Source organism: Streptomyces sp. NPDC055287, from assembly GCF_053646035.1.
Genome location: NZ_JBSHNE010000001.1, coordinates 71,043 through 83,962, shown reverse-complemented (window position 1 = coordinate 83,962; position 12,920 = coordinate 71,043). Strand labels below are relative to the sequence as shown.

General features: G+C 69.2%; 9 protein-coding genes and 2 pseudogenes. 3 read left to right on the top strand and 8 right to left on the bottom strand.

All coding sequences use genetic code 11. The features are described 5' to 3' along the window. Positions 1-533: 533 nt before the first annotated feature. From ACWIHY_RS00355 to ACWIHY_RS00345, 3 genes and pseudogenes are all read right to left on the bottom strand, one after another. A complete protein-coding gene (locus ACWIHY_RS00355) occupies positions 534-1,442 on the bottom strand; it encodes an ADP-ribosylglycohydrolase family protein (protein ID WP_454373312.1) in 909 nt (302 codons plus the stop codon). Continuing rightward, on the bottom strand, positions 1,439-2,113 hold the full coding sequence (locus ACWIHY_RS00350) for a histidine phosphatase family protein (RefSeq protein WP_454373311.1): 675 nt from the start codon (positions 2,111-2,113) through the stop codon (positions 1,439-1,441). The genes ACWIHY_RS00355 and ACWIHY_RS00350 overlap by 4 nt, the downstream gene beginning before the upstream one ends. 33 nt (positions 2,114-2,146) lie before the next feature. Continuing rightward, a pseudogene (locus tag ACWIHY_RS00345) lies at positions 2,147-2,658 on the bottom strand (ATP-binding cassette domain-containing protein). A gap of 229 nt (positions 2,659-2,887) precedes the next feature. Between ACWIHY_RS00345 and ACWIHY_RS00340 the strand changes: the two are divergent. Then, positions 2,888-3,314, top strand: a pseudogene (locus tag ACWIHY_RS00340) (TetR-like C-terminal domain-containing protein); the annotation flags it as partial. Between the two features lie 24 nt (positions 3,315-3,338). On the opposite strand, the gene ACWIHY_RS00335 reads toward ACWIHY_RS00340, so the two are convergent. Then, the gene (locus ACWIHY_RS00335) at positions 3,339-3,944 is read right to left on the bottom strand and encodes a YdbC family protein (RefSeq protein ID WP_454373310.1); all 606 of its coding nucleotides are present in this window, start codon (positions 3,942-3,944) and stop codon (positions 3,339-3,341) included. Between the two features lie 76 nt (positions 3,945-4,020). Beyond that, positions 4,021-4,836 carry an arylamine N-acetyltransferase family protein gene (locus ACWIHY_RS00330; protein ID WP_454373309.1) on the bottom strand — a complete coding sequence of 272 codons (816 nt, stop codon included), beginning with the start codon at positions 4,834-4,836 and terminating at the stop codon, positions 4,021-4,023. Positions 4,837-5,072: 236 nt separating this feature from the next. Here ACWIHY_RS00330 and ACWIHY_RS00325 point away from each other — a divergent pair, with 236 nt between their 5' ends. Continuing rightward, positions 5,073-5,603, top strand: a complete 531-nt coding sequence (locus ACWIHY_RS00325; RefSeq protein ID WP_454373308.1) for a TerD family protein — start codon at positions 5,073-5,075, stop codon at positions 5,601-5,603. Between the two features lie 424 nt (positions 5,604-6,027). Here the strand turns inward: ACWIHY_RS00325 and ACWIHY_RS00320 are convergent, their stop codons facing one another. Both ACWIHY_RS00320 and nrdR read right to left on the bottom strand, forming a co-directional pair. Further along, the gene (locus ACWIHY_RS00320) at positions 6,028-8,934 is read right to left on the bottom strand and encodes a vitamin B12-dependent ribonucleotide reductase (RefSeq protein ID WP_454373307.1); all 2,907 of its coding nucleotides are present in this window, start codon (positions 8,932-8,934) and stop codon (positions 6,028-6,030) included. 125 nt (positions 8,935-9,059) lie between these two features. Next, positions 9,060-9,578, bottom strand: a complete 519-nt coding sequence (gene nrdR / locus ACWIHY_RS00315) for a transcriptional regulator NrdR (protein ID WP_454373306.1) — start codon at positions 9,576-9,578, stop codon at positions 9,060-9,062. A 458-nt stretch (positions 9,579-10,036) separates the two neighbouring features. On the opposite strand from nrdR, the gene lexA reads away from it, so the two are divergent. Next, the gene (gene lexA / locus ACWIHY_RS00310; RefSeq protein WP_069926533.1) at positions 10,037-10,822 is read left to right on the top strand and encodes a transcriptional repressor LexA; all 786 of its coding nucleotides are present in this window, start codon (positions 10,037-10,039) and stop codon (positions 10,820-10,822) included. A gap of 79 nt (positions 10,823-10,901) precedes the next feature. Here lexA and ACWIHY_RS00305 read toward each other — a convergent pair whose 3' ends face one another. Further along, positions 10,902-12,872 carry an ATP-dependent DNA helicase gene (locus ACWIHY_RS00305; RefSeq protein WP_454373305.1) on the bottom strand — a complete coding sequence of 657 codons (1,971 nt, stop codon included), beginning with the start codon at positions 12,870-12,872 and terminating at the stop codon, positions 10,902-10,904. Positions 12,873-12,920 lie beyond the last annotated feature (48 nt).

Below are 12,920 nucleotides of genomic sequence, written 5' to 3'. Positions count from 1 at the left end.
GCCCGACATGATCAACAGGGCGGCTAGCCCGTCAGATTAGCCCTGGCTTGCTGTCATGGCGCTGCCAGAAGCGTGCTGTGGCAGGACCGTGACAGTTACGGAACCAACGCGTCCGGCGACAGGCCGGCGCCCCGAAGGCACTCCGCGCCGGGCGGGCGCGGCTTCACGCAGAAGGCGGTGCCGGGCAGCGGTGGACCTCATGAGGAGGCCGACGCCCGGCGAGGGCCTGCGTCGCGCGACGGCCTACCTCACGCGCGCGGCCAACGTGCGGCGGCAGCCCCGCATCAGGCGCGGTCAGCTTTGGGCGCGCGGCGTAAGGCCCGGGGTGAGGCCCAGCTCGGGCCGAACAGCAGCCGCGAGGCCGACGGCAGACGCCGTCTGACTCCGGCTGTCACGAGGGGCAGCCCTAGGCCAGGCGTGCCGCCCGCGCATGGGGGAGGGCAACGCCAGGCGCGCGGCCGGCGCGAGGCCGGGCCGCGCGAGGAGGCGCGCTACCGGCGCGACGCGCAGCCGACGCCGGGCAGGCGTCGGCGTCAGACCGCCTGGGCCGGAGTCCATTCAGGCAGCTCTTCGGTCTGCTCCAGCCAGGCGGCCGGCGGCGCACCGGCCTTCCCCGCGGCGACGACTCCGCCGAAGATCGCGCAGGTCGTGTCCACGTCGCCGCCCACCTGCGCGGTGACCCAGAAGCCCTGCTCGAAGTCGCCGAGCGATCGGGCGGCAGACCAGAGAGCGAACGGCACGGTGTCGTGCGCACTCGTACGGCGTCCACAGCCCAGCACTGCGGCCACTGTCCCGGCGTCGCCGTAGTCCAGCATGTCGCGGGCCCGGCGGAGTCCGGCGCCCACGGCACTGCGCGGTACCAGCGCGATCACGCCGTCCAGCAGGGCGGTGGGGGTCGGCGGCCCGGCCGGATCGGCGGCGAGCGCGGCGGCAGCGGCAACGGCCATGGCTCCGACGACGGCCTCACGGTGCTGATGCGTGACGTACGCCGAGATCTCGGCCTGGTGAGTGGCCTGCTCGGGGTCGTCCGCGTACCAGGCGCCCAGCGGCGCGATGCGCATCGCCGCGCCGTTGCCCCAGGAGCCCTGGCCATTGAAGAGCGCGGCCGCGAGTTCCCGCCAGTCGCCGCCCTCCCGGATCAGGCGGAGCATCCGGTTGACGGCGGGGCCGTAGCCGCGGTCGAAGTCGTGGTGATCGGCGAAGGACCGCGCCAGTGCGTCCTGGTCGATACGGCTGTGTTCGGCGAGCACGGCCAGGACCGAGCAGGCCATCTCGGTGTCGTCGGTCCACTGCCAGGGAGCGGGCGGCAGCTCGCGCCTTTTGAGCAGCGGATAGTTCACGGGCACAAAGAACTGGGAGCCCAGGGCGTCTCCCAGGGACAGCCCACGCAGGCTGGCCAGGGCGCGTTCGAAGCGCCGGACGGTGGAGGAGTCAGCGGTCATCGCTCCGCCACTCTATCCGGACAGCCGTACGGCTCGGCAGCCCGCCAGCGCTCGAACGGCCGGTCAAGGGTGTAGCGGCCGTCCTTCCCCAGCAGCAGCGACCGCATTTCGCCGTTGCCCGGATTGCACAGCGACTCGAAGTCCGCCACCGTCCAGTGGAACCAGCGCATGCAGAACAGTCGCATGGTCAGGCCGTGGGTGACGAGAAGCACGTTCGGCGGATGGTCGGGCGCCTCGAAGCTCCGGTGCAGGCTCTCCAGGAAGGCGCCGACCCGGTCGTACACATCGGCCCCGGATTCGCCCTGGGCAAAGCGGTAGAAGAAGTGCCCGTACGCGTCCCGGTAGGCCTTCTGCAGCCGTACGTCGTCCCTGTCCTGCCAGTTTCCCCAGTCCTGCTCGCGCAGCCGCGGCTCCTCCCGCACCCGCACCCGTTCCGGGTCGAGCCCGAAGGCGGCGAAGGTCTCGTGCGTGCGGCGGTACGGCGAGACGTAGGCGCTGACCCGCTCCTCGCCGAAGAGCTCACGCAATCGCGCACCGGCCTCCCGCGCCTGGCGCAGTCCGGCTTCGGTGAGTCTGAGCGCGTGATCGGGCTCACGCTCGTACACCGAGTCGTCGGCATTGCCCTCCGACTCCCCGTGCCGGACGAGAACGATGCGCCGCGGTCGTGCCATGCCGAAACCCTAGAACGTGCGATCGGATGCGGCTCAGCCGGGCAGCCGCCCCGCCTCCATCCAGCGTATCCGGCCGTTGAATCGTCGGCGCAGCAACCGGTCGTGGGAGACGACCACCAGCGCGACGGACCACTGCGCGAGCGCCTCCTCCAGTTCCTCCAGGAGACCGAGCGCCAGATGATTGGCCGGCTCGTCCAGGAGTAACAGGTCGGCGGGGAGCGCCAGCAGCCGGGCGAGGGTTAGGCGCCTGCGCTGCCCGGCGGATAGCGCACCCACAGGGACTGACAGGTCGTCGGAACGGAACAGACCGTAGGACAGGAGCAGTTCCCTCCGCTCGTCCTCATCGAGCGCGAGCCCCCGGCCGAACGCGTCCAGGACGCGCTCCGCCGGCCGGTACACCGATATCTCCTGAGCGAGGTATCCGATGCGGCCCCTGGGGTGACGGATCCGGAGTCCGGCTCGGTCACCCCCGCCATCACCCGCAGCAGCGTCGACTTCCCCGCGCCGTTGCCCCCATGGATGAGCAGCTTCTGCCCCGCCGCCACGCACAGCTCCCCGACCCGCAGCCGAGCGCCCACCCGGACGTCTTTCAAGGTGACGAGTTCGCCTTCCGCCGCGCCGGCCGCCGGCCGGGCGGTGAACCGCAGCGGCCGCGGCGGTTTCGGTACGGGCCTCTCGCGCAGCCCGCGCAGCCGCTCCCGGGCGTTGCGCACTCGCCCCGAGACCGAAGGCCTGCACCCGGCCGCCCGCCCTGTCGTACGCCATCTTGTTGCCGTCCTTGACGCCCTCGACCCGGCCGGCGAGGACGACTGGGCCCCGCCCGACACCGGCAGCCTCGAAGGCGACCTGCGCGCCCTCGCCCGCGAGGTGACGGACTCCTTCAGCAACCCTGCCGCGGCCGCGGCGCCCACCGCCTTCATCGCGGCGGCCTTCCGGTCGGAGCGCGCCGCGGATGCCCTGCACGCCTTCTACGCCGAGCGGTTCACCCGCTGGGCAGCGGTCGTGGAGCGGGCGATCGCCCGGGGCGAAGCGGACGCCGACACAGACGCGGGAGCCCTCGTACGGGCCGTCTCCGCGCCCCTGCTCTTCCGCCTCTACATCACGCGGGAGCCGATCGACGAGGCGCTCGCCGACCAGTGCGCGGCCGCCGCGGGTCGCCGCCGCCCGGGCCGGTGCGTACACGACCGTTCGTCCAGCCTGATCACACCGTCCACGTACGGCCTGATCACACCGTCCAGGAGGGTTCCAGCTGAACGACCGCGCCCGCCAGTTCCGCCACATCGGCGTCGGTCTGCGCGCGCAGGGAAAGCCGCTCCACCCGCTCGGCGCGGTACTTGCCGTGCTCGGCGGCGGAGTGCCACATCGACAGCACCAAGAACTCATTGCCCGGCGCCTCCCCGAACACCCCGCGCAGCATGCCCGGCGACCCGGCCATCGCCGGATTCCAGACCTTCTCCTGCATCAGCGAGAAATGTTCGACGCGGCCCTCATGCACCTTGCAGTGCGCGACACGCACCACATCGGCGTCCGTGAACCGTGGTTCAAACCCCGTCTTGACGTCGAACCGGTAGTCGAAAAGACTGATTCGGATGTTCTTGTACGTACCGGACTGGGCAGCCGCGAGCCGGTCGTGGGAGCGCGCCATGAACGAGTCGTAGAACGCGCGGCTCTCCCAGAAGGAGAAAATGTGCGCCACACCCGGCCGCTCACGACTCCAGCCTCCGCCCTGCCCCCGGAAACCCGGTTCCCCCAGCAGCCCCGCCCACTTCCGCTGCCCCCGCTCGAAACCCCGACGGTCGATCACTGTGCAGCGAATCCACTTGACCAGCACCGCGCCATCGTACGGCCAGGAACGCGCACCCGGTCACGCCTGCGGCACACTTCACCCCGAACGGTGCGGCTCAGCCCTATCCCCCTGCCAGCACGCCCAGTTGCGCCACATCCGCAGCGCCCAGCCCGATACCGAACAGCTCCCCCAGTACCTGCCCGAGGTCTCCTGCGGGCACGCGCCGACGGCTGGCGGAACCATCCGTGCGCACGGTCGTCAGCTCGTCCCGTACGAGCGCGTGCCGCTCCCTCGGCCCGGTGCGCTGCGCGACGACCTGGCCGACGAACTTCGACAGAGGATGCGACGAGCTGTAGTGATTCATGACAGTGAAGTCGGAAGGAAAGAGTGTCTGCGGCGCGAAGGCATAGAGGTCCACCCACCCCTCCGGCCGAAGCGACCGCAGTACGTGCGCCCCTTCGTCCTCGACGTGTATCCCGAACGTCCAGCCACCCTGCTCGACCACGGCGCCGTCACGAAGCGGAACCGGCTCCAGGGGGCCCTGCTGCCCGAACCCCGTGTCGACCAGCCACTGTTCACCGTCCACCTCCGCGACCAGCATGGCGTGCGTCACCGGCGGCAGCACCGCGCCCCGCGTGCGGTTCCTGGCACCGCGCCCCGCGACCTGGAAACCCAGGCGTTCCAGCACGGCCGCGAACAGTGAGTTCTGCTCGTAGCAGTAGCCTCCGCGCGGCCGCCCGACGAGCTTCGCCTGCACGCTCTTGAGGTCCAGGGGTACGGGCCGGCCGAGCGCCACGTCCAGATTCTCGAACGGAATCGACGCCACATGCGCCCGGTGCACCGCCCGCAGCGTCCCGGCGGTCGGCGCCGTCCCGCCCTCGTACCCGATGCGTGCCAAGTACGCGTCGAGATCGACCTCTTCACCGCTCCACGTCATGCTGCTCCCCCACCCCGTCCAGAAGTTCAGCGGCCACACGACCCCTGCCTCACAATGATCAGCGGGGGAAGGCCGCGCATCAATCCGCTTTTCGCCGATTCAGCCGATTCAACAGAGCGGAACGGGCCTCGGTGCCACCCGGGTTGTCGGCGGTCGGGGCTAGCCTGGTTCCAGGTGCACATTCGCACAGCTCGCGCCGGTGAGATCCGGCCGGGTTCCGAGGGAGGGGAAGACCGGTGGGCAGTCTCAACAAAGGGGTCGGCAAGGTCGAAGTAACGCTCAGGTGGGACCCCAGCCCCCTGGGCAAGCCGGCCCACGATCTCGACGTCATCGCCGCGACGTACGCCGCCGGCGACCCGTACGGCAGTCCCGCGTACATCGTGCACTTCGACAGCCGCTCGCCGGACGGCACCATCACCCTCAACAGGGACAGCCGGGACGGCCAGGGCTTCGGCTTCGACGAGGCCATGACCCTGGAGCTCAACCGGCTGGCACCCGCGTACGCCCGCGTGGTGGTGGGCGTAGCGATCCAGCAGCGTGGCGGAAGGATGACCTTCGGCGACATAGTGAATACGGGCTTCCGTATCCGCGAGGGCTACACCGTGCTGGCGGAGGGCGGCTTCGCCGGCGTGTCCGCCTCGACCGCCGCCACCATCGCCGAGTTCACGAGAGAGGACTCGGGCGGCTGGGAATTCCGTCAGGCCCTCCGGGGCTTCGACACCGACCCCGAGGCCTTCGTCGGATCAATGGGAAGCAGCCCGGCCTGACATCGACCCGACGTGACAGCGGCCGGGTACGGGGGCGACCGCCCCGCACCCGGAACCGCCGAAGGGCGGCAAGCCCGTCAGGCGCGGCATCTCCAGTGGGGGGTTGGCGAGGAAGTCCGCCCAGAAGTCCGCACCGCACGCGCGCGCCGGGGGTTGAGCGGATGACGACAACTCGGTGCGACCTTCGGGCCGCGCCTCGCGCCCGGTCTGGTCGCCTGGCTCGGTGTGCAGTGGGACATCGGCCTGTCCGCTCGAGGACCGGCGCGCGGGCAGGAGCCGGCGAGGGCGACCAGAGGTGCGTTCACACGAAGGGGACCGGCCATAGGCCGGTCCCCTTCGTGAGCTGCTGGTCAGCTACCTGTGCGGGCTACGTCGGAAGTTGCATCCCACGTGATTCCGCCCGCTTTCAGCTGCAACCGCTGGTTCAGCTGCAACCGCTCGTCGAGCCGCAGCCCTCGCAGATGTAGCAGCTGCCCGCACGCTGCATCTTCGTACCGCAGGAGAAGCACAGCGGCGCGTCCGCGCTGATGCCGAGCTGCATCTCGACGAGCTCCGCCGAGGTGTGCGCCTGCTTCTGCTCCGGGACGGTCTCCACCTTGGGGGCGGCGACCGGCTTCGGCGTCTCCGTCTGGCGCGGAGCGGACTGGGCCAGTCCCTCCACGTCGATGTCGACGTCGGCGTCCTCCATCGACGGCTCGTACGAACCGGTCTCCAGGTGACGCTGGCGCTCGTCGGCCGAGTGGATGCCGAGCGCCGAACGGGTCTCGAAGGGCAGGAAGTCCAGCGCCAGGCGGCGGAAGATGTAGTCGACGATCGACTGCGCCATCCGCACGTCCGGGTCGTCCGTCATGCCGGCCGGCTCGAAACGCATGTTCGTGAACTTGGAGACGTACGTCTCCAGCGGAACGCCGTACTGCAGACCGACCGAGACGGCGATCGAGAAGGCGTCCATCATGCCCGCGAGGGTCGAGCCCTGCTTGGACATCTTCAGGAAGACCTCACCGAGACCGTCGTCCGGGTAGGAATTGGCGGTCATGTAACCCTCGGCCCCACCCACCGTGAAGGAGGTGGTGATCCCCGGGCGGCCCTTCGGGAGACGCTTTCGCACCGGGCGGTACTCGACGACCTTCTCGACCGCGGCACGGATCGTTTCCTCGGTCTTCGCCGTGACCTCGGCCTTGACGTCCTTCGTCTTGGCGGAGAGGGGCTGACCGACCTTGCAGTTGTCGCGGTAGATCGCGAGCGCCTTGACGCCCATCTTCCACGCCTCGAAGTAGACCTCTTCGACGTCCTCGACGGTGGCCGTCTCCGGCAGGTTCACCGTCTTGGAGAGCGCGCCGGAGATCCACGGCTGGATGGCCGCCATCATGCGGACGTGGCCCATCGCGGAGATGGAACGCTCACCCATCGCGCAATCGAAGACCTCGTAGTGCTCCTGCTTCAGACCGGGAGCGTCGATCACATTGCCGTGATCGGCGATGTGGGCGACGATCGCCTCGATCTGCTCCTCCTGGTAGCCCATACGACGCAGCGCCTGCGGCACCGTGCCGTTGACGATCTGCATCGAGCCGCCGCCGACCAGCTTCTTGAACTTGACCAGCGCGAGGTCGGGCTCGAGGCCGGTGGTGTCGCAGGACATCGCGAGACCGATGGTGCCGGTGGGCGCGATGACCGAGGCCTGTGCGTTGCGGAAGCCGTTCTTCTCGCCGAGGCGGAGCACGTCCTGCCAGGACTCCGTGGCAGCCGCCCAGATCGGCGAATCCAGGTCGTCCACGCGCGGTGCGATGGCGTTGGCGTCGGAGTGCTGCTTCATGACGCGCTTGTGGGGCTCGGCGTTGCGGGCGTAGCCGTCGTACGGACCGACGACCGCGGCCAGCTCGGCGGAGCGCTTGTACGACGTCCCCGTCATCAGCGAGGTGATGGCGCCGGCGAGCGAACGGCCGCCGTCGCTGTCGTACGCGTGGCCGGTCGCCATGAGCAGCGCGCCGAGGTTCGCGTAACCGATGCCCAGCTGACGGAAGGCGCGGGTGTTCTCACCGATCTTCTGCGTCGGGAAGTCCGCGAAGCAGATGGAGATGTCCATCGCGGTGATGACCAGCTCGACGACCTTGGCGAAGCGCTCGGACTCGAAGGACTGGTTGCCCTTGCCGTCGTCCTTGAGGAACTTCATCAAGTTCAGCGAGGCCAGGTTGCACGAGGTGTTGTCCAGGTGCATGTACTCGCTGCACGGGTTCGACGCAGTGATCCGGCCGGACTCGGGGCAGGTGTGCCAGTTGTTGATGGTGTCGTCGTACTGGATGCCGGGGTCTGCGCAGGCCCAGGCGGCTTCGGCCATCTTGCGGAAGAGCGACTTGGCGTCGACCTCCTCGATGACCTCACCCGTCATGCGGGCGCGAAGACCGAACTTGCCGCCGGTCTCGACCGCGTTCATGAACTCGTCGTTCACGCGGACCGAGTTGTTGGCGTTCTGGTACTGGACAGACGCGATGTCGTCGCCGCCCAGGTCCATGTCGAAGCCCGCGTCGCGCAGGGCGCGGATCTTCTCCTCCTCCTTGACCTTGGTCTCGATGAAGTCCTCGATGTCGGGGTGATCGACGTCGAGAACGACCATCTTGGCCGCGCGGCGCGTGGCGCCGCCCGACTTGATCGTTCCTGCGGACGCGTCGGCGCCGCGCATGAACGAGACCGGACCGGAGGCGTTGCCGCCGGAAGAGAGGAGCTCCTTGGAAGAGCGGATACGGGAGAGGTTCAGGCCGGCGCCGGAGCCGCCCTTGAAGATCATGCCCTCTTCCTTGTACCAGTCGAGGATCGACTCCATGGAGTCGTCGACGGCCAGGATGAAGCAGGCGGAGACCTGCTGCGGCTGCGGCGTACCGACGTTGAACCAGACCGGCGAGTTGAAGCTGAAGACCTGGTGCAGGAGGGCGTACGCCAGCTCGTGCTCGAAGATCTCGGCGTCAGCGGGAGAGGCGAAGTAGTTGTAGTCCTCGCCGGCCTTCCGGTACGTCTTCACGATCCGGTCGATCAGCTGCCGCAGACCGGTCTCGCGCTGAGGCGTACCGACAGCCCCACGGAAATACTTGCTGGTGACGATGTTGACCGCGTTCACCGACCAGAAGTCGGGGAACTCGACGCCACGCTGCTCGAAATTGACCGAGCCGTCGCGCCAATTGGTCATGACGACGTCACGACGCTCCCAGACCACCTCGTCGTACGGGTGCACGCCGGGCGTGGTGTGGATGCGCTCGATGCGCAAGCCCTGTCGAGCCACAGCCGCTTTGGATCCCTTGGTGCGGGAACCTCGTGCCGGGCCGCTCGCCGTCTCTGTCATGCCGCCTCCCATATACGTACAAAAACGCTCTGACGTGCCCAGTTCTTCCCGGGGCACGCTGTGTGTCTGATGTTCCGGACGCCGCAAACAGCGGCCGGAGCAGGTCTGGTTCTTCCGCCGGCCGGTCAGTCGGCGGCAGCGGCGGGCGCGGGGACCTCAGGGGCCACGCCGGGCCCGCAGCCACAATCACTTGCGGGCGGCCGCTCTTCGCGGAGCTCCGCGATGGCGGCCTCAAAGTCTTCGAGCGAATCGAACGCCCGGTACACGGACGCGAAGCGCAGGTACGCGACAAGATCGAGTTCCTGCAACGGGCCGAGTATGGCCAGCCCCACGTCGTGGGTGGTCAGCTCGGCGCTGCCGGTGGCGCGCACCGCCTCTTCGACCCGCTGGCCGAGCTTGGCGAGGGCGTCCTCGGTGACCGGCCGCCCCTGGCACGCCTTGCGCACGCCGGAGATGACCTTGGTGCGGCTGAAGGGTTCTGTGACACCGCTGCGCTTGATCACCATCAGTGAGGCGGTCTCCACCGTGGTGAAACGGCGGGAGCAGTCGGGGCACTGACGGCGCCTGCGAATCGACGTTCCGTCGTCGGTGGTGCGACTGTCGACGACACGACTGTCGGGGTGCCTGCAGAAGGGGCAGTGCATGGATCCCAACCCTCCCTCACGGCACGACTGAATAGCCTCGGCGGCCCCACCAGGGGCCCTTCGAAGCAGCCACCAGCATAGGTGATGGGAGGGCTCTCGACGGACCGGGGACCCACTTGGACCACAACTTGTGGGTGGCTGTAGCCATGCGACTACTAGATCTAGGGTCTGGGCGCATTTTTTGCACTTCGCGCGTGTCGCGGCGCCCATGGCGCCCCCGTACGCGCTCTGCGCGCGGGCGACACGCTGACGGCCCCCCGCCACCGACCCGCCCGGCCGCGAAGGTTACCGTAATGGCCCGAATTGCCATTCGGCTCAAAACGGCCCCTCATACACCCCGCTGTGCGTTCGAGAAAGGCATTCCGCGCTTTTTCACTCGAACGTGTGTTTGGCGCAACCTTTCGAAAGCAACTACCGTTGTCCAACCAGGGAGAGAGAACATCTCGAGAGGGGCCGACGTGACCACCACCGCTGACAGTGCAACTATCACTGCCCAGGACCGATCCCAGAGCCGACTCGAGCCGGTGCATGCCATGAATGAAGCAGCCACAAACCCCGAGGGCCCCAAGCCCTCACGCTCGCTGCCCGGCCGGCCTCCAGGAATCCGGGCGGACAGCTCCGGCCTCACCGATCGGCAACGACGTGTCATCGAGGTCATCAGGGACTCGGTGCAGCGGCGAGGATACCCGCCGTCCATGCGCGAAATCGGTCAGGCGGTGGGCCTCTCCAGTACCTCTTCCGTGGCCCATCAGCTCATGGCCCTCGAGCGCAAGGGCTTCCTGCGCCGCGACCCGCACCGCCCCCGGGCATACGAGGTGCGGGGCTCGGACCAGCCGAGCACCCAGCCCACCGACACGGCCGGCAAGCCCGCCGCGTCCTACGTCCCGCTCGTCGGCCGGATCGCGGCCGGCGGCCCGATCCTCGCCGAGGAATCGGTGGAGGACGTCTTTCCGCTGCCCCGGCAGCTGGTGGGAGACGGTGAGCTGTTCGTCCTCAAGGTCGTCGGTGACTCGATGATCGAGGCGGCGATCTGCGACGGCGACTGGGTGACGGTACGCCGCCAGCCCGTAGCCGAGAACGGCGACATCGTGGCCGCGATGCTGGACGGCGAAGCCACGGTGAAGCGGTTCAAGCGCGAGGACGGCCACGTGTGGCTGCTCCCGCACAACGCCGCCTACCAGCCGATCCCCGGCGACGAGGCGACCATTCTCGGCAAGGTCGTGGCGGTGCTCCGGCGGGTGTGACACCCGCGGTCAAAGACCGGGCCCCTGGAACCCACTGCGCCGGTTCCGGGGGCCCGCTGCTTTCCGCGGCCGAGCTGCCCTACTGCCCTTCGGTCTGCGCCGCGGCGTTGATCGCGGCGAGCGAGCGACGTGCCTGATTACGGTCCGTGGTGTACCAGAAGTCGGGCAGGGACGCCCGCAGGTAGCTGCCGTAGCGGGCATTCGCCAGCCTCGGGTCGAGTACGGCGACGACGCCGCGGTCCCCCATGGCCCGTACGAGCCGTCCCGCGCCCTGGGCCATCAGGAGAGCCGCATGCGTGGCCGCCACGGCCATGAAGCCGTTGCCGCCGGCCTCCTCGACCGCCTTCTGCCGGGCGCTCATCAACGGGTCGTCGGGCCGGGGGAAGGGGATCCGGTCCATGACGACGAGCTGGCAGCTCGGACCCGGCACGTCGACGCCCTGCCAGAGGGACAGCGTGCCGAAGAGACACGTCTCCGGGTCGGCCGCGAAGGATTTGATCAGCTCGCCGAGTGTTTCCTCGCCCTGGAGCAGGATCGGCATGCCGAGCCGGCCACGCAGCTCCTCGGCCGCCGCCTTCGCCGCCCGCATCGATGAGAAAAGGCCGAGCGTGCGGCCTCCCGCGGCCTCGATCAGTTCGGCGAGTTCGTCCATCATGTCGCCACGCGAACCCTCACGGCCCGGCGTGGCCAGCTGGCGGGCGACGTACAGGATTCCCTGCTTCGGGTAGTCGAAGGGCGAGCCCACGTCCAGGCCCTTCCAGACCGGGATGCCCTCCCCCTCGGTCCCCTCGGGCGACAGGCCGAGCGAGGCACCGACGCCGTTGAAGTCTCCGCCGAGCCTGAGCGTGGCCGAGGTCAGAACGACGGAACGGTCGCTGAAGAGCTTCTCGCGCAGCAGCCCGGACACGGAGAGCGGCGCCACCCGCAGGGAGGCGCCGTACCGGTCGTGCCGTTCGAACCAGACGACGTCGTACTCGGAACCGTTGGCGATGCGCTCCGCGACACCGTGGATGCTCTCGACGGCCGCGAGCGCCTGCTTACGCACCGCGTCCTCGTCCTGGACGGACTTGTCACGGGTCGAGCCGATGGCCGAGATGACATTTCGGGCGGCGTCACGCAACGCCATGAGGGCGTACCCAAGATCCTCGGGGAGCTCTTCGAGACGTCCTGGAAGCGCGAGCTCCATCAGCCGCTCGAAGGACTCCGCGGCCGTCTGGAGGGCGTCGGCGGCCTTCTCGTTCACCAGCTTCGCAGCGCGGCGGACCGCCCTGTTGACCTGTCCGGGGCTGAGCTCCCCGGTCGCGACGCCCGTCACCCGCGAGACCAGTTCGTGCGCCTCGTCGACGATCAGCACCTCGTGCTGCGGGAGCACGGGGGCGCCCTCAATGGCGTCGATGGCGAGGAGGGCATGGTTGGTCACGACGACATCGGCGAGCTTGGCGCGCTCGCGGGCGGCCTCCGCGAAGCATTCCGCTCCGTACGCGCATTTCGACGCGCCGAGACACTCGCGGGAGGAGACGGAGACCTGCCCCCAGGCGCGGTCGGAGACACCGGGCGTGAGGTCGTCGCGGTCGCCCGTCTCGGTCTCGTCCGCCCAGTCGCGCATACGGAGCAGGTCCTGGCCCAGCTTGCTGGTCGGAGCGGCGGCTTCGAACTGGTCGAAGAGCCCGTCCTCCTCTTCCTGCGGCACGCCCTCGTGCAGCCGGTGCAGGCAGAGGTAGTTCGACCGCCCCTTGAGCATGGCGAACTCGGGGCGCCGGCGCAGTAGCGGATGGAGCGCCTCGACCGTACGCGGAAGATCACGCTCCACGAGCTGGCGCTGCAGGGCCAGGGTCGCCGTCGCCACGACGACGCGCTCGCCGTGCGCCAGGGCCGGCACCAGATAGCCGAGGGACTTTCCGGTACCGGTGCCGGCCTGGACGAGCAGGTGGGCATTGTCGTCGATGGCTCCGGCCACGGCCTCGGTCATGGCGACCTGGCCGGGCCGCTCCGTGCCGCCGACGGCGGTGACGGCGGCATGGAGGAGCTCGGGGAGTGAGGGCTTCGTCATAGCCCGTCCAGCCTACGGGGCACCACTGACAACCCGGGTCACCGCGGC